Genomic DNA, 17,897 nt, shown 5'->3' on the forward strand with positions numbered 1-17,897 from the left:
GACCGCGTGACCACGAACCCCTTCGACGACGAGAACGGCACGTTCTACGTCCTGGTGAACGATGAGGAACAGCACTCCCTGTGGCCGTCATTCGCGCACGTTCCGGACGGCTGGCGGATCGCCTTCGGTCCGGAGGACCGGCCGAAGTGCCTTGCCCACATAGAGGTGAACTGGACCGATCTACGGCCCAAGAGCCTGCGCCACGCCATGGGCGAGTAGGACCTGCGCCCGTGCACAACGAGAAACAGGAGGGATGGAGATGACACAGCTCGCCGATCGCTGGGGAGTGAACCCGGAGTTCTTCTGGATGTGGGGTCACCGACCGGAGGGGCCCGTCAAGGTGGATGAGAGCGGGGTGGTCCATGTCTACGGTCACGCCGAGATCCTGGAGGTCTACGGCGACCCGCGGGTGTACTCGTCCAATGTGGAGGCCCTGCTGTTCGGGGCGCCCGAGGGCGAGACCCTCAGCGAGGGCGCGTTGAGCGCGGCCGACCCGCCCAAGCACACAAAACTGCGCAAGATCGTCAGCCGCGCGTTCACCCCGAAACTGGTGGCCGGTCTGGAACCGCGGATCGCCGAGGTCACCGGTCAACTCCTCGACGAGGCGGCGGGCAAGGGGCGCCTGGAACTGGTCGGGGACCTGGCGTATCCGATGCCGGTGATGGTGATAGCCGACATGCTCGGCGTGCCGCGCAGTGACCGGGACCTCTTCAAGCAGTGGGTGGACACCATCCTCACTGCCGCGGGAGAAGTCAACGTGGAGGACGCGGTCAAGGACAGCCCGGACACGCGGCGCGAGGACGAGGATGTTGCGGCCGCCATGGGGCAAGTGCCCGAGCTGATGGAGTATCTGCGCGCGCATGCGGCGGAACGGCGCACCAAGCCGCGCGAGGATCTGCTCACCAAGCTGGTCGAGGCGGAGGTCGACGGCGAGCGCCTGAGTGACAGCCAGGTGGTGAATTTCTCCAGGGAACTCCTTGTCGCAGGACACCTCACCACCAGCGCGACGATCGCCAATATGCTGCTGTGCCTGGATGCCCACCCGGAGCAGTTCGCCCGGGTGCGGGCGAATCCGGGCCTCATCCCGGGGGCTGCCGAGGAAACCCTGCGGTTCCTCGGTCCGCTCGCGGCCTCCGTCCGCGCGACGGCCGAAGACACCGAGCTGGCCGGCGTCAAGGTGCCGAAGAAGAGCCTCGTCCGGCTCTGGCTCGGCGCCGGCAGCCGGGACGAGCGGGTATTCGAGCGGCCCGGCGAGTTCGATCCAGGCCGGGATCCCAATCCGCACCTGGGGTTCGGCCGTGGAATCCACTTCTGCATCGGCGCGCCACTCGCCCGCCTCGAGAGCAGCGTCTGCTTGCGGATGCTCCTGGACCGGTATCCCGGCTTGCGGGCGGACCCGGATGAGCGGCCGGAATTCCTGGGGCTGGACGACCTGCTGGCAGTGTCGAAACTCGAGATGCTCACCAATTGAGGCCGTTGCGGCGCAGGCTGCGAACCATGGATGGGTTCGCTCCGAAGGAGGAAAGCGCAATGCGCGTCCTGTTCGTAGTTTTTCCCTGGCGAACCCATCTGCAGCACATGGTGCCCCTGGCCTGGGCGCTGCAGTCGGCAGGGCACGAGGTCCGCGTCGCGAGCGGCCCGGAGCTGACGGACGCCGTCACCGCCTCGGGTCTGCCGGTGGTACCCGTCGGCTCCGACGAGCCTGTCATCGCGAAGGTCGAACGCGAGCAGGGGGAGATGTACCAAAAGCTCGTCGAAGCCCATGGCGAGCAGAACGACATCCTCGTCGACGTATGCGAGGACCGCGAGGAGGTACTCACCTGGGAGCGCCTGCGGTGGGGGAGCCGGTTCCTGGCCGCCACCTCCCGGGCCTCCAATGACGCGATGGTCGAGGAGCTGGTGGAGTACTGCCGTTGGTGGCAGCCGGATCTGGTGCTCTGGGACTGGCTGAGCCATGCGGGGGCGATCGCGGCCACGGCGGTCGGAGTACCGCATGGCCGCATGCGCACCGAGTTGGCCGTCGAGGACCGGGCCCGTCGGCTCTTTCTGCGGATGCGGCAGGAACAGGCGCCCGCCGACCGCGAGGACCCGTTGGGGGACTGGTTGGGGGAGTGGGCGGAGAAGTTCGGTGCCGAGTTCTCCGAGGAGATGGTGACCGGACAGTTCACGATCGAGCAGATGGTCGGTTCGATGCGGCTGGAGTCGCAGTCGCCGCATCTTCCGCTGCGCTACGTCTCCTACAACGGGCCGTCCGTCGTGCCTCATTGGGCCCGGCGCGACCCGGCCAGGCGGCGCGTCCTGGCCACCTTCGGACTCAGCCTGGCAATGGATCCGGCGACGGCCGCGTCCTCCCTGCAGCAGTTGCAGGGGATGCTGGACGCACTGGCTGATCTGGACATCGAGCTGGTGATGACGCTGCCCGAGCGGTTCCAGCGGGAACTGGAGCGGGTGCCGGACAACACCAGGATGGTGGAGTTCGTTCCGCTGCACGCCATCGTCCCGTCGTGCTCGGCCGTGATCCACCATGGCGGCGTGCCCGGGTTCCTGGAGGCGATCGCCCATGGGGTGCCGCAGCTGGTGATCGGCCGTGCCATGACGGATATCGGGGAGCGCGGCCCGCGGTTGGAGCGGTCCGGGGCCGGTCTGTGGATCCGGGGCGACGCCCCGGAGGACCTGGACGGGGAACGGGTGCGGGAGCAGCTGGTGCGGTTGCTGGAGGAGCCGTCGTTCCGGGAGGCCGCCGGGCGGCTCGGCGAGGAACTGGCGGCGCAGCCGTCGCCCGCCGAGGTCGTCCGGGACCTGGAGCGGATCGTCGACCGCCGGCGATCCTGACGTGCTGTCGGCTGCGGCCCGCTGTTGGACGACTCTCTGTATGAGCACGTAGCCGGGGAGGCGGCGGCACACGACACCGTGACCACGAGGACCCCGGCGGCCTGGCGGCCTCCGGGGTCTTTGTCGGAGTCGCTCAACACCCGCCCAGGGGTCCCGCCGGAGCGAGCAGCTCCGGGCCGAGGGACCTGACGCTGCCGCAGCCGATCTGCGTCAGCGTCAGGTCGAGCTCGGCGAGCAGGCACTGCAGGACGTGCCGCACGCCGGGACGTCCATCGAGCGCCAGTCCGTACAGATAGGGCCTGCCGAGGAGGACGGCATCCGCGCCGAGGGCCAGAGCCTTGGCGACGTCGGTGCCGGTGCGGACACCGGAGTCCATCAGCACCGGGAAGGTGTTTCCGACCGCGGTGCGCACTGCGGGCAGGCAGTCGAGGGCAGCCGCCGCGCCGTCCAGCTGGCGTCCCCCGTGATTGGAAACGATCACGCCGTCCGCCCCGTTGGCCACTGCGAGGAGCGCGTCGTCGGGGTGCAGGACCCCCTTGACGAGAAGGGGAAGCCCGGTCCATTCGCGCAGCCGGTTCAATCGGTCCCAAGTCAGCGACGGGTTGCCATTGACCTGGGCCCATTGCCTGACGACCGCCTCGGGGCCGGCATTCGGCGGCAGCGCCGCCCGGAACACGGGATCACTCGTGTAGTTGGCGAGCCCGGTGCCGCGTATCAGCGGAAGGTAGCCGTGATCGAGGTCCGCGGGCCGATAGCCGACGGAGGGATTGTCGACGGTGAGGACCAGCGCCGTGTAGCCGCTTGCCTCGGCCCGGCGGACCAGGGACGCGGCCAGTTCGTCGTCCGAGGGCCAGTACAGCTGGAACCAGCGGGGCCCCGGCCCGGCAGCCGCGGCGACCTCCTCGAGGCTGTGTGAGGAGTAGGAGGACAGCACAAACGGCAGCCCGACGTCGGCCGCGCCCCGGACAGTGGCGATCTCACCCTCGTGGTGCACGGCGGTCTGCGCGGAGATCGGTGCCAACAGGACTGGTGCGGGGAGGCGGTGGCCGAGGAGGTCCAACGTCAGGTCGCGCCGTGTGAAGCCGTGGAGTGCCCGAGGCAGCAGGCGCCACTGGTCGAAAGCGTCCCGGTTGGCGCGCCCCGTGGCTCCGGTTCCGGAGCCGCCGGCCACGAAGCCGAACACCGCGGGCGGGAGGACCGCGCGGACCGCGTCCTCCAACGCCGTGAGATCAGTGGTGAGTTGACCCTCGCGGCCGTCGGGGCCCGCCAGATATATCTCTCGCACCAGGTCGGACGCGCTCGTCGGTCCGGCCGGGGCGGCGGTGCGGATGTGCTCGGTCATGGCGTCTGGGTTCCGTTTCCGTTCTCGGTGCTGGTCCGTCCGTCGGATGGCGGCTCCTGACCGAGGACGTCGGCCAGGAGCCGGGGGGTCGGCCAGTCGAAGACGAAGGTGGCCGGAAGGCGCAGCCCCATGGTGGCCATCAGCCGGTTGCGCAGCTCCACCGCTCCCAGCGAGTCCATTCCGACGTGGTCGAAGGCGACGTCCGGGTCGATCGCGTCGGCTGAGGCGTGGCCGAGAACTCCGGCGACCTCGGCGAGGAGCCGCTCCAGCACGGTGTCGTCACCTTCCGCGGCAGCTGTGTCCCCGTTGTCGTGCGGCAGCGTGGCCGAAGGCGGATACTCCCCTCTCCCCGGCTTCCCGGCGTCGGCGGGCAGGAGGGACTCCAGGAGTCGCGGGAGGGTGCCGCCGCGGTGCTGTGCGGCCAGGGCGTCGCGATCCCAGCGTCCCGCCACGGCCACCGGCCGGTTCCCGTGCACCGCCGCGTCGAGGAAACGCAGGCCCTGTTCGATGGGTATCAGCAGAATGCCGGCCCGGGCCATGCGGTCGATCTGGGCGTTCGTGAGGGTGCTGCCCATGCCTCCCGACACGTCCCACTGACCCCATACGATGGCCACGCCGGGGTCGCCGGCGGCGTGCCGCTGCTCCATCAGGCCTTCCAGGTACGCGTTCGCGGCGGCATAGGCGCCTTGCCCCGCCGAGTTGAGCGTGCCGGCGACCGAGGAGTAGACGACGAACGCGGACAGACCCAGGCCGGCGGTCAGCTCGTGCAGATTGAACACCGCATCGACCTTGGGACGCAGCGACCGTTCGAGGTCGTCGGCCGTCAAGTCGGTCAGCAGACGGCCTTCGAGGAAACCCGCGGCATGGACGACACCGCCGATGCGGACACCGGCGCGGGCAAGCCCGTCGAGAACGCCGGCCAGTGACTCGCGGTCGGCGGCGTCACAGGCCACCGTGCGGACCCGGGCGCCCAGATCCCGCAGGTCCGCGATGACGCGCTCCGCGTCGGGGCCGGGGGCGCCACGCCCCATCAGGATCAGCTGTCGCACGCCGTGCTGCTCCACCAGGTGCCGGGCAGTGATCCGGCCGAGCCAGCCCAGGCCACCGGTGATCAGCACCGCTCTTGCGGCATCCCAGGAGCCCCCGGGGATCGGAGCGTCGGCGCCGCTGCCGAGGGCCGGCCGGTACGCGGACCCGCCACGCAGTGCGAGTTGGCTCTCGCCGGTGGCCAGCGCGGCGGCGAACGCCTCGCGGGAGGCGGCGATACCGTCCTCGTCGAGCAGGATGAACCGGCCCGGGTGCTCGGCCTGCGCGGACCGGACCAGTCCCCACACGGCACGGTGGGCGGGCCGGGTGCCGGGGTTCTGCTTGTCCTCCACGGCAATGGCGCCGCGGGTGACCACCACCAGCCGGGAGTCCTCCAACCGCTCGTCACCCAGGAAACCTTGGGCCGCGTTCAGTACCTCCAGCAGGGTCTCCCGGACGGCTGCCGGGGTCTCGTCCGTGTCGGTCCGGCACCGCAGCACGACCGTTCGCGGGACTGCTCCGGCCGCGGCGAGCGCTTTGGTGAGGTCTGTCCACGGCTCGTCCGCTGCGGCATCGGCAGGCTCGGAAACCGGTGTCCAGTGCGGCACCAAGAGGCCGTCGGCCTCCTGCGCGCCGGAAGGACCGGCGTCCGCGGCCGGGATCGGCCGCAGGACGAGAGAGCCGATCGAGGCCAGCGGCCTGCCGTCGGGGTCGGTGAGATCGGCAGAGACCACGTCGGGGCCCACGGGTGTCAGGTGGACCCGCACCCGGGCCGCGGCGGTGGCGGCGGCCCGGACCCGCACGTCCCGCCAGATGTGCGGGAGCATGCCGGGGCCCGTGGCACCCTCGGCGGCGAGCGGGTGCAGGGCGGCGTCGAGGAGCGCGGGGTGCAGGGCGTATGTGCCGGGCCGGACCCCGCCGGGGAGGGCCACATCGGCGACGGCCTCCGGGCCGGAGCTCCACATCGCGCCGACGCCGCGGAACGCCGGTCCGTAGGCCAACTCCCGGTCCGCAAGGGCACGGTAGAGCTCGTGGGGCGGCATATCGAGCGGCGCGGCCTCCACGGGGAGGCCGCGCCGCGGCTCGGTGCCGGGCTCCACGCCGTGCCGGACGATGGTGCCGTGGGCGCACTGGGTCCAGGCCGACTTCTCGGTGTCCGCCCGGCGGGCGTGCACGGTGACGGCGCTCCTGCCGTCGGCGTCGGCCGCCGCGATGAAGATCCGCAGGTCGAACTCCGCGTTGTCCGGCACGGCCAGAGGGTCCCCGTGGACGAGCTCTTCGACCGTGTCGCCGCCCGTCACGCGGGCGGCGCTCACCACTGCGTCGAGCAGGGCGGTGCCGGGCAGCAGCGTCCTGCCGGCGACCTGGTAGTCGGCCAGCCAGGGGAGCGTGGCGTGCGAGAGCCGTCCGGTGAACATGACTCCGTCCGGAGCCGGTACCTCCGCAGCGGCAGCCAGGATCGGGTGGTCGAGGTCGGTGATCCCGGCCGACCGGGCAGTTGTGCGTTGCGGCGCGTCGATCCAGTAGCGGCGCCGCTGGAAGGCATAGGTCGGCAGCGGGATCCGACGGGCGCCGCGACCTGCGAACACGGCAGCCCAACCGACGTCGGCGCCGACCGCGTGCAGCCGGGCGAGCGCGGTCACCAGCATGGTGGTCTCCGGCTCCTGGTCGCGCTGCGCCGCGATCGCCGTAGGTGCGGCCTGGCCGGCGAAGCAGTCGGCGACCATGTCCGTGAGTTCGTCCGACGGGCCGACCTCCACCAGCCGGTTGCAGCCCAGGCCGCTCAGGGAGTGCACGCCGTCCTCGAAGCGGAACGTCTCGACCGCCTGGCGGGCCCAGTAGTCGGGGTCGGCGAACTCGCTCTCCCTCATCGCCTGTCCGGTGAGGCCCGAAACCACTGTGACTTCCGGCTCACGGAAGCTCAGGTGCTTGACGACCGCGGCTCCGCTTCCGGGAAGTCCCTTCGCCGACCGGCTGTGGGCCACTGCCAGTTCGGCCGCGTCGGCAAGGGAGAGCACGCCGGCGGCATGAACGGCAGCGATCGCGCCGACGGAGTGGCCGATGACGGCCGCGGGCGCGACGCCGCAGGACTCGAGCAGGCGGAACAGGGCGACTTGGTGGGCGAAGAGCGCGAGCTGGGAGTATTCCGAGCGGTCGAGCAGTGCGGCCTCGGAGTCGAAGAGGACCGTGCGCAGGGGCTGGTCCAGGTGGGCGTCGAGTACGCGGCAGACGGCGTCGAACGCGGAGGCGAAGGCCGGGAAGGTCAGGTACAGCTCCCGGCCCGTGCCGGGCCGCTGGATGCCGTGCCCGGAGAACAGGAGGGCGGTGCGCCCCTCGGTGGCCCGGCCGCGCACCGCTGCGGCCGCATCCGGATCCGCCGCCAGGGCGTGCAGGCCGTCTAGCAGGCCGCCCTCCTCGCGGGGCAGCAGGACCGCGCGGTGCGTGAGGTGGCTGCGGGTGGTGGCAAGGGAAAAGCCGAGGTCGAGAAGGTCCGTGGGAGCAGCCGACGCCGCGGTCAGCGAGTCGAGGACCCGGCGGGCCTGGGCCTGCAGCGCGGCCGGATTGTGCCCGGACAGGAGGACGGGGACGACGGAAAGCGGTGCCGCGTCCTTGCCCTTGTCAGTGGTGGTGGGGGTGGGTTGGGGTGGTTGTTCGAGGATGAGGTGGGCGTTGGTGCCGCTGAGGCCGAAGGAGGAGATGGCGGCTCGGCGGGGGCGGGTGTGGTGGGGCCAGGGTTGTGTGTGGGTGAGGAGTGCGAGGTGTCCTTGGGACCAGTCGATGCGGGGTGATGGTTGGTCGGTGTGGAGGGTTTTGGGGAGTAGGCCGTGGTGGATGGCCATGGTCATTTTGATGATGCCGGCGACTCCGGCTGCTGCCTGGGTGTGGCCGATGTTGGATTTTATGGTTCCCAGGTGGAGGGGGTGTTGGGGGGTGCGGTTGGTGCCGTAGGTGGCGAGGAGGGCGTGTGCTTCGATGGGGTCGCCGAGGGCGGTGCCGGTGCCGTGGGCTTCGATGGCGTCGATGGTGTCGGGGGTGAGGTGGGCGTCGGTGAGTGCGGCGCGGATGACGGCTTGTTGGGAGGGGCCGTTGGGGGCGGTGAGGCCGCTGCCGGCGCCGTCGTGGTTGAGGGCTGAGCCTCGGATGACGGCGAGGATGGGGTGGTTGTGGCGGTGGGCGTCGGAGAGGCGTTCCAGGAGGAGCATGCCGACGCCTTCGGACCAGGCGGTGCCGTCCGCGGAGGCGGCGAATGCTTTGCAGCGGCCGTCGGGGGCCAGGCCGTGCTGACGGCTGAACTCGACGAACGACACGGGCGTCGCCATGGTCGTGGCACCTCCCGCCAGGGCCAGGGAGCATTCGCCCCGGCGCAGTGCCTGGGCGGCCAGATGGATGGCGACCAGCGAGGAGGAGCAGGCCGTGTCCACGGTCATGGCCGGCCCTTCGAATCCGAAGCTGTGGGCGATACGCCCGGAGGCGAAGCCACTCGCGCTGCCGAGGGCCATATAGCCCTCGTACTCGACCGGCGAAGGCAGGACACGGTAGCCGTAGTCGTCGTACATGGTGCCGACGAAGACGCCCGTGCGGCTGCCGTGCAGTGCCGCCGGAACGATTCCCGCGTTCTCGAACGCTTCCCACGCGGTCTCCAGCAGCAGTCGATGCTGAGGGTCCATCGCATGCGCCTCGCGTGGCGAGATCTGGAAGAACTCGGCATCGAAGCCCGTGGCGTTGTCGAGGAATCCGCCCTCCTTGACATACGACGTCCACGGCCGTTGCGAGTCCGGGTCGTACAGCGAGGACAGGTCCCAGCCGCGGTCCTCGGGGAACGGCCCGATCACGTCGCGCTCGTCCGCCACCAGCTGCCACAAGTCCTGCGGGGACTCGACCCCGCCGGGGTAGCGGCAGGCCATCCCAACGATGGCGATCGGGCCGGAATCGTGCTCCGCCTCTGCGGCCGCGGCACGAAGCCGCTGATTGTCCTTCAAGGCCGCCCGCAGTGCGTCGACCAGTTCGTCATGCGATGCCGTCATCGGGACTCTCCGTCGATCTCTGTCAGGGTGCGTTCACCGCGGTCCGTCCCCAAAGCCAGGCGGACCAGCTCCTCGGCGCTCATCGTGTCCAGTGAGGTGTCCTCGGACGGAGGTTCAGGGTCGGGCTCCGCCGGGCCGTGCGCCTCGCCGTTCTCGGTGGTGAGCTCCACGAGCAGGCGATCCGCGAGGGCAGCGAGGCTGCGGTGGTCGAAGACGGCTGTCGAGGTCAGTCGAACACCCGTCGCCGAGGTGATCCGGTGCTGCAGTTCGAGCGCGGTCAGGGAGTCGACGCCCAGGTCCTGGAAGCGTGCGGCGGCTGGGACCTGATCCGGGGCGGAGAGTTCGAGGACGGCGGCCACTTCGGCGCGTACCGCCTCGAGGACGAGGTGCTGCCGCGCCGTACGGGGCGCATCCGCCAGCCGGCGGCGCAACGCGGCGGCCGTGCCCGGGGCCGATGGAGCGGGCACCGAGCGGCGGGCCTTCGCGGCGGCGGGAACGAGCGCGCGCAGGAGGGGCGGGACCGACTCCGCCGTCAGTTCCCGCGTGTCGAGGCGAGTGGGCAGCAGAACGGTCGCGGTGTCCGCGACAGCGGTGTCGAAGAGGGCAAGGCCGTCCTCGACCGACAGCGCGGCAGCTCCGTGGCGGGCCAGGCGCCGCAGCTCCGTCGTACCCAGCCCGCCGCCGAGGCCGTCTCCGACGGCCCACAGCCCCCAGGCGAGTGACGTGGCCGTCAGCCCTTCGGCACGGCGCTTCAGCGCCAGTGCGTCGAGGTAGGCGTTGGCCGCCGCGTAGTTGCCCTGGCCCGGCAGGCCGAGCGTGCCGGAGAAGGAAGAGAACAGGATGAAGGCGGACAGGTCCAGATGCCGGGTCAGTTCGTGAAGATGGACGGCCGCATCGGCCTTCGGCCGCAGGACGGCATCCAGGCGCTCGGGGGTCAGCCGCTGCACGACGGTGTCGTCGAGGACGCCGGCCGCGTGCACCACCGCGGTCGGCGGCTGGTCGAGATCGTCCAGGATGGCGGCCAGGGCGGCGCGGTCCCCGGCATCACCTGCCGCGACCGTCACTCGGACGCCGGCGGTCTCGAGGTCGGAGGCGAACTCTGCTGCGCCGGGTGTGCGCGGGCCGCGCCGCCCCACGAGCACCAGCCGCCGGACTCCGTACCGGTCCACCAGATGACGGGCGACCAGTCGTCCCAAGGCGCCCAGGCCGCCGGTGACCAGGACACGGCTGTGCCTGTCGAACGGAGCGCGGCCGGAGGGGAACGGCCGGTGAGGGCGCAAGCGGGGTGAGAGAATCCGGCCGCCCCGGACGGCGAGTTGGGGTTCCTCCGAGGCGGCGGCCTTGAGAAGGCCGCGGACGGATTGCGGGGCGCCGTCGCTGTCGATCAGAGTGAATCGCCCGGGATGTTCCGACTGCGCGGCGCGGACCAGGCCCCACACTGCGGCGTGTGCCGGGTCCGAACGGGTGTCGCCGGGCGTGGACACCGCATCCCGGGTGATCAGGGCGAGCCTGCTGGTGGCCGATCGACTGTCGGAGAGCCACTGCTGGAGGAGACCGAGGACCTCCTGGGCGCCGGCCCCGGTGGTCCTGGTCGGCTCGGGACCGCCGGGCGGGGCAGCCGTGACGAAGGCAAGGACGACCTCGGGAACCGCGGCACCGTCATCGATGGAGCGGAGCAGGCCGTCGAGGTCGCTGTGGACGCGTGCCGCTGTTCCGTCCGACTGCACGAGGCCGGGCATCGCCTCGGCGCCCGGGCCCACCGCGGCCCAGGTGCCGCTCAGGAGCGGTGCGCCGGAAGCGAGATCGGTCCAGTCCAGGGCGAGCAGCGCGGAGCCGTCCGCCGGTGAAGGGGCGGGTGGCTTGAGCTCGCGCAGGACGAGCTTGTCCGCACTGAGTACGGGGGCACCCGTTTCGTCGGCGACAAGCAGGGAGCAGGAGTCGGCCGCACCACGCCGCAGATGGACGCGGAGCGGGCCATTGCCGGGCCCGTGGAGAGTCAAGCCGCGCCATGCGAAGGGCACGAGGAGCCTGGACTCGCTCCTGTCGGCGGCGGCCAGCGCGTGCAGGGCCGAGTCCAGGGCGGCGGGATGCAGCTGGAAGCCGTCACGGCTCGCCTTGGCACGCGGCCCCACGACCGCATAGAGATCGCTGCCGTCGCGCCAGAGCTCGCGCAATCCCCGGAAGGTGTAGCCGTAGGTGTAACCGCGCTCCGCAAGCTGGGAGTACAGGTCGTCGACCGGTACCGGTGAGGCCCCGCGCGGTGGCCATGACGGGAGTCCGGCCACCTCTGCGGGTACCGCGGCCGACAGCGTCCCGGTGGCATGCCGGGTCCACGCGGCACCGCGGGTGTCCGCCGGACGGGAGTAGACCGCGAGCGAACGGCTGCCCTCCTCGTCGGGAGCGCCGACGATCAGCTGTATGTCGGTGGGCTGGGCGACCGGCAGGACCTGTTCCAGGGTGAGTTCGGCCACGTGCCCCGCACCGGCCCGGTGGGCGGCACTCAGCGCAAGCTCCGCGATGCCCGCGGCGGGCAGTACCGGGGTCCCGGCGACCGTGTGGTCGGCCAGCCACGGCATGTCCTCGGCGTCGAGACGCCCCGTGAACACCAGCCCGCTTCCGTCGGCCGGTTCCAAGCCCTCATCGAGTACCGGGTGGGACCGGGCGGTGGCATCGCCCGCGGCCGGTGTGCTCAGCCAGTAGTGCTGACGCTGGAAGGGATAGGTGGGCAGCGGGATCCGGCGGCCGCCGGGGAAGGACTCTCCCGGATCCAGACGGGCGCCGTTCAGGGCGAGCCGGGCGAGGGCGGTGGTGACGGTGGCGACAGGGTCATGACCGCGGCGCATCAGGGGTGTCACGATGCCCGGCGAGCCGGGGTCCTGGCTGCGGCGCGCCAGGATGGCCAGGCCCCCGTGACCCATCTCCAGGTACTCGGTGACACCTCGGGATTCGAGGAAGCGCATGCCGTCGTGGAAGCGGACGGTGCCGCGCAGTTGGCGCACCCAGTAGTCCGGGTCCATCAGCATCGCCGCGGTGGCGAGGCGGCCGGTGAGATTGGAGACGACCGATATGCGGGGTTCGGAGTAGGTCAACCGGGCGGCGACATCCCGGAAGTCCTCCAGCAGGCCGTCCATGTGGGGGGAGTGGAAGGCATGGCTGACCTTCAGCTCGGTGGTCCTTCGTCCTCTGGTGCGCCATGCCTGCGCGAGTTCCGCGGCGGCTTCGGCGTCGCCCGTCACGACCACGTCCCTCGGCCCGTTGACGGCAGCGAGATCCAGCCGGCCGGAGTAGGGGGCGAGAGCCTGGCGGATCTCCTCCTCGGTCGCTTCGACGGCCACCATGCGGCCGCCCGCCGGGGCGCACTGCATCAGGCGGCCCCGGTGGGCGACGAGGGTGCAGGCGTCCGCCAGATCGAGGACACCCGCAACATGGGCGGCCGCTATCTCGCCGATGGAGTGGCCGAGCAGCAGGTCGGGGGCGGCCCCGTGGTGCTCGAGGAGCCGGAAGAGCGCGACTTCGAGGGCGAAGAGGGCGGGTTGGGTGTAGGCGGTCTGATCGAGCAGCGCGGATTCGGGAGTGCCGGGCCCGGCGAACATGACGTCCCGGAGGGTGTGCTCGAGGTGGGGGTCGAGATGGGCGCAGGCCTCGTCGAGGGCGTGGGCGAAGGCGGGGAAGCGGGCGTGGAGGTCACGGCCGGAACCTGGGTACTGGCTGCCCTGGCCAGGGAAGAGGTAGGCGGTCGTGTCGGCTGCCGTGGTGCTCGTACGGGTGATGACCTGTGGTGTTGCTTCCCCCCGGGCCAGGGCTTGGAGGCTGCGCAGGGCCTCGGTGCGCCCGGTGGCAAGGATGGCGGCGCGGTGGGTGTGTGTGGTGGTGCGGGTGGTGGCCAAGGAGAGGCCGATGTCGGCGATGGCCAGGTCCTGGTGGGCGGTGAGGTGGTTGTGCAGTTGTGCGGCTCGGGAACGCAGCGCCTGTTCGGTCTGACCGGACAGCAGCCAGGGAAAGGAGCCGTCCTCGTCGGTGGGGGTGATGGTGGTGGTGGGGGTGGGTTGGGGTGGTTGTTCGAGGATGAGGTGGGCGTTGGTGCCGCTGAGGCCGAAGGAGGAGATGGCGGCTCGGCGGGGGCGGGTGTGGTGGGGCCAGGGTTGTGTGTGGGTGAGGAGTGCGAGGTGTCCTTGGGACCAGTCGATGCGGGGTGATGGTTGGTCGGTGTGGAGGGTTTTGGGGAGTAGGCCGTGGTGGATGGCCATGGTCATTTTGATGATGCCGGCGACTCCGGCTGCTGCCTGGGTGTGGCCGATGTTGGATTTTATGGTTCCCAGGTGGAGGGGGTGTTGGGGGGTGCGGTTGGTGCCGTAGGTGGCGAGGAGGGCGTGTGCTTCGATGGGGTCGCCGAGGGCGGTGCCGGTGCCGTGGGCTTCGATGGCGTCGATGGTGTCGGGGGTGAGGTGGGCGTCGGTGAGTGCGGCGCGGATGACGGCTTGTTGGGAGGGGCCGTTGGGGGCGGTGAGGCCGCTGCCGGCGCCGTCGTGGTTGAGGGCTGAGCCTCGGATGACGGCGAGGATGGGGTGGTTGTGGCGGTGGGCGTCGGAGAGGCGTTCCAGGAGGAGCATGCCGACGCCTTCGGACCAGGCGGTGCCGTCCGCGGAGGCGGCGAATGCTTTGCAGCGGCCGTCGGGGGCCAGGCCGTGCTGACGGCTGAACTCGACGAAGGGCGCGGGGTTGACCATGACAGTGGCGCCGCCGGACAGGGCCAGTTCGCAGTCGCCGTTGCGCAGTGCCTGGGCGGCCAGGTGGATGGCGACCAGCGAGGAGGAGCAGGCCGTGTCCACGGTGATGGCAGGACCCACGAGGCCCAGTGCGTGGGCGACGCGGCCGGACAGCACGCTCGGCAGTCTGCCGGTGATTGCGAACGCTTCCTTCTTGTGGGTCCCGTACTCGGCGTACATGAGGCCGCAGTAGGTGCCGGTCCGGGTATCGCGCAGCACGGTGGGGTCGATGCCGGCGCGCTCGATGGCCTCCCAGCAGGTTTCGAGAACCAGGCGCTGCTGGGGATCCATTCTGATGGCTTCGCGGGGGCTGATTCCGAAGAGGGAGGGGTCGAACTCGGCGGCGTCGTAAAGGAATCCGCCCTCGCGTGTGCTGGAGGTACCGGGGTGGTCGGGGTCGGGGTGGAAGAGGTGATCGAGATCCCAGCCGCGGTCGCGCGGGAACGGGCCGATGGCGTCGATACCGTCGGCGACCAGCTGCCACAGGTCGTCCGGAGAGGTCACACCTCCGGGAAAGCGGCAGGCCATCCCGACGATCGCGATCGGTTCGCGCCGCTTGTCGCTCATCGGGTCCGGTCCGGGGACGCCGCGAGTGTCCGTGACTGACATGTCTTCCCTCATTCGGAGTCGACCAGCAGCCGTGACAGGCCGCGTATGCCCAGGCCGTCCTTCCAGACAACCGGTTCCGGAACGTCAGCGAGCCGCAGCGCGGGGAAGCGCTGCGGGAGCCGTGCGAGGACGATGCGCAGCTGGAGCCTCGCCAGTGGTGCGCCCAGACAGCGGTGCACGCCGTGCCCAAAGGTGAGAGGCGGGGAAGCGTGGCCGGAGCCGAGGTTCATGGATGCCGGCTCGGGGAACACCCCGGCGTCGCGGTTGCCGTGGAGCAGGGCCACCACGACGCCCTCGCCCTTCTGTACGGTGACGTCGCCCAGCCGCACCGGTTCGGTGGCGATGCGGACAAAGGTCAGCGGCGTGGCAGGGGTCAACCGGATCAGCTCCTCCGTCGCGCTCCCGACGTATTCGGGGTGTGCGAGGAGCTCTTCGTAGGCGCTGCGATCGGTCAGCAGCGCCAGCAGCGAGAGGCCGATCTGGCCGGTGGTGGTCTCGTAGCCCGCCATCAGCAGTGTGAGCCCCAGGGTGAGCAGTTCGTTCGTGGACAGCTCGCCCTGGTCCTGCGCGATGGTCAGGTCACTGAGCAGGTCATCGCGTGGATCGCGGCGCTTGCGGTTCAGCAACTCCGTGATGTACTCGATGAGTTCTATGCGGCGTCGGGCCTTTTCGCGAGGGCTGGTGACCTCCAGGTCGAAGAGTACGTCCACCCATCCGCGGAAGCGGGGGGTGTCCTCCTCGGGAATGCCGAGCATGGTGGTGAGTACGGACAGCGGCAGCGGCCGGGCGAGGTTCTCGATCAGGTCCGCACCGTTGCCGATCTCGGCGATCACGTCCAGCCGACGGTCTGTCAGGTCCGTCACGAAGGCGCTCATCCTGGCCATCCGGCCGGTGGAGAACGCGCCGCTGACCAGGCGCCGCAGCCGGGCGTGCCGATTGCCGTCCATGCTCATCATGGAATCCGCCGCCGGCTGGGCGTCATTGAACGTCGGGGCGCCGGGCCGGAGCGCGGCGGCCCGGCTGAATCTCTTGTCCGCAAGGACCGACCGTCCCAGCGTGTAGCCGCGCACGAGCCAGAACGGGTGGCCTGTGGCGGCGACCACACGCACGACATCCTCGGGGCCAGGACGCAGGATGCCGGGAAGCGGGCCCAACTGGTCGATCGTGGATTCGGTCATCGAGAACACCTCGTCACTGGCCGGACGGCCGGAAGCCGCGGACTCGGCGCTCCACCTCGTGCAGCAGCTCGAATTGCCGGTTGAACGCGATGCGCACGTACGATGCACCGCGGACGGGGTCGGCGAAGGAGGGGGCCGCTGGGACGACCACGACCCCGGTCGCGTCGAGGAGTTCGAGGGTGAAGGCACGGCCGTCCGCGCGTCCCCCGGTGAGCGGGCCGATGTCCGCCAGCAGGAAGCATCCCCCTTCCGGGGGAGAGATCTTCATGCCCATGCCCGTGAAGATCTCCAGGGCGAAGTCGCGGCGGCGGCTCATCTCTTCGGATGCCGTCCTCAGGTCCGCGGTGCCGGCCGCGAGGCCGACGGCCAGCTGAAGCGGGCCCGGGGCGCCGTTGGTGGTGAGTTCCTGCACGCGCCGCATCGCCGTGGTGCGCGTGGCGGACGCACGCAGGAAGCCGAGTCGCCACCCGCTGATCGCGTAGCTCTTGGAGAGCGAACCGACCAGCACGCTGCGCTCCGCGAGGCCGGGCACCTCGGCGATCGAGATGTGGTCCCGGCCGTCGAAGACAAAGCTGCTGTATACCTCGTCACAGATGACCGTTGCGTCCCATTGCTCGGCCAGTTCGGCGATCCAGTTGAGCTCCTGGCGGGTCAGCACTCGGCCCGTCGGGTTGCCGGGCGAGTTCAGGAGGACCACGCGGGTACGGGAGTTGAAGGCTGATGCCAGTTCGTCGGGGTCGAACCGCCAATCGGGCGCGTGCAGCGGGACATGCCGGGGCACGCCGCCCGCGAAGGCGATCGTCGACCTGAACTGCTCGTAGCCGGGATCAAGCAGGACGACCTCGTCGCCGGGATCGATGAGCGCGTGCAGGGCCAGGAAGAGAGCCTCGGTGCCTCCGACGGTGACGGTCAGCTCGGTCTCCGGGTCGGTCGGCACCGGGAGGGTGCCGGCGATGTGCTCCCGCAGCTGCAGATCACCCGGGGGGAAGACGTACTGATTTTTCCCTGTACGTATCGCGTCGTTGGCTGCCCCGATGATGTCGACAGCGGTCTCGGGAAATCCGGGGGTGCCGAGCGCCATATCGATTCCTTGGCGTTCGCGCGCCATGAGGAAGATTTCCCCCAAGGTATTACCCTGCAGCGCCGAAACCCTCGCCGATATCCGCGGACTATGGTTTGTGGGACGCGTCATGCCACTCCTCCGCCTGCCCTTTTGTCTGCCCCTTTTGGGGAAGTCGCCCCATGAGCTCCGCAGTTTCCCGATGTCGACTGCAAGCGCGTTGGCTGAATGACCGCTTTACCCGCTCGCGAACCTCAGGGGGCTGCTCCTGACTGAGTTTGAACATGCCTTCGGCACCTGTCACGGTGACGCGGAACGCCCCGACACCGGAAACGATACTGCGGAAGTAGTCGACTGATTCTGACTGATCCCATCCGGAACCGAAACTGCTTTCGAAGGTCCGGGCTGTGGCCCGCACGACTTCGAGAGTCTCCTCGAGCGAGTCAACCTTCTCTATCACACCGTGCACATGCACCGAAGTGAAGTTCCATGTCGGCGCGGCCGGCGTCACGTCGTACACCGCAGGCGATACGTACCCGTGCGGACCAGTGAACACCAGGAGGATGACCTCGCCGGTTCGGAGCGCATGCCAGTGGGGATTGGCCCGGTTCAAGTGCCCGAGCAGGACGGTGCCATTCGGGCTGTCCGACCAATCGATCACCGTGCCGTGAGCCGGGATAATCGGGAGATGGGTGGCAAACGGCCCATCGTCGCCACCATTGGTCACTGCCAGTGCCAATGGATTGTCCTGGATCAGATCGCTCATCCAAGAACCATCGGGTTCACGGTAGTGGCGGGGAACGAACATGTGGATGTGTCACCCTTCGAAGTCGAGTAGCGGTGGCATCGGAATAGCCGGATTCCTGTCCCGTCGGCAGGACAACCGATGGGCTTACGGGCCCTCTCGCTTGCGCCCTCGACGCTGTCAACCTTGACGCGTCGCAGGTCTTCAATGCAACGTGATTACGAAGCATGCGGGGTCGAAGTCAAACACGAAAGACCTACGTGGAACAGCCCGTCGCAGCGTGACCGTTCAGAAGCCTGATTGAGTGTGAGCGG

The 17,897-nt window shown here is 70.1% G+C and carries 9 protein-coding genes and 1 pseudogene; 3 read left to right on the plus strand and 7 right to left on the minus strand.

Annotated features, from left to right (window positions below):
- Nucleotides 1–6 precede the first annotated feature (6 nt).
- From CV755_RS05705 to CV755_RS05715, 3 genes are read left to right on the plus strand one after another with little or no spacing between them, the layout of a single operon-like run.
- Nucleotides 7–219 (plus strand): MbtH family protein, encoded by a 213-nt coding sequence (locus CV755_RS05705; protein ID WP_109279061.1) that lies wholly within the window; start codon nt 7–9, stop codon nt 217–219.
- A gap of 40 nt (nt 220–259) precedes the next feature.
- Nucleotides 260–1,471 carry a cytochrome P450 gene (locus tag CV755_RS05710; RefSeq protein WP_109279245.1) on the plus strand — a complete coding sequence of 404 codons (1,212 nt, stop codon included), beginning with the start codon at nt 260–262 and terminating at the stop codon, nt 1,469–1,471.
- A gap of 59 nt (nt 1,472–1,530) precedes the next feature.
- On the plus strand, nt 1,531–2,832 hold the full coding sequence (locus CV755_RS05715; RefSeq protein WP_161968597.1) for an activator-dependent family glycosyltransferase: 1,302 nt from the start codon (nt 1,531–1,533) through the stop codon (nt 2,830–2,832).
- Between the two features lie 133 nt (nt 2,833–2,965).
- Here the strand turns inward: CV755_RS05715 and CV755_RS05720 are convergent, their stop codons facing one another.
- The 7 genes and pseudogenes from CV755_RS05720 to CV755_RS05745 form a co-directional block, all read right to left on the minus strand.
- Complete coding sequence (locus CV755_RS05720; RefSeq protein ID WP_109279063.1) at nt 2,966–4,174, minus strand: alpha-hydroxy-acid oxidizing protein; 1,209 nt, start codon at nt 4,172–4,174, stop codon at nt 2,966–2,968.
- Entirely contained in the window at nt 4,171–9,225 is a 5,055-nt protein-coding gene (locus tag CV755_RS05725; protein ID WP_109279064.1) for a type I polyketide synthase, read from the minus strand. The genes CV755_RS05720 and CV755_RS05725 overlap by 4 nt, the downstream gene beginning before the upstream one ends.
- Nucleotides 9,222–12,011, minus strand: a complete 2,790-nt coding sequence (locus tag CV755_RS37335; RefSeq protein WP_479681632.1) for a type I polyketide synthase — start codon at nt 12,009–12,011, stop codon at nt 9,222–9,224. Before CV755_RS37335 ends, CV755_RS05725 begins: the two co-directional genes overlap by 4 nt.
- Nucleotides 12,012–14,666 (minus strand): annotated as a pseudogene (locus tag CV755_RS37340) (type I polyketide synthase); the annotation flags it as partial. It lies immediately after the preceding gene.
- Nucleotides 14,609–15,778, minus strand: a complete 1,170-nt coding sequence (locus CV755_RS05735) for a cytochrome P450 (protein ID WP_109279066.1) — start codon at nt 15,776–15,778, stop codon at nt 14,609–14,611. The pseudogene CV755_RS37340 and the gene CV755_RS05735, both read right to left, overlap by 58 nt.
- Before the next feature lie 13 nt (nt 15,779–15,791).
- On the minus strand, nt 15,792–16,859 hold the full coding sequence (locus CV755_RS05740) for a pyridoxal phosphate-dependent aminotransferase (protein ID WP_241560994.1): 1,068 nt from the start codon (nt 16,857–16,859) through the stop codon (nt 15,792–15,794).
- 88 nt (nt 16,860–16,947) lie between these two features.
- Entirely contained in the window at nt 16,948–17,646 is a 699-nt protein-coding gene (locus CV755_RS05745; RefSeq protein WP_109279068.1) for an FMN-binding negative transcriptional regulator, read from the minus strand.
- Nucleotides 17,647–17,897: the final 251 nt, after the last annotated feature.

This window comes from Streptomyces orinoci (assembly GCF_003121295.1).
Taxonomy (GTDB): Bacteria; Actinomycetota; Actinomycetes; order Streptomycetales; family Streptomycetaceae; genus Streptomyces; species Streptomyces orinoci.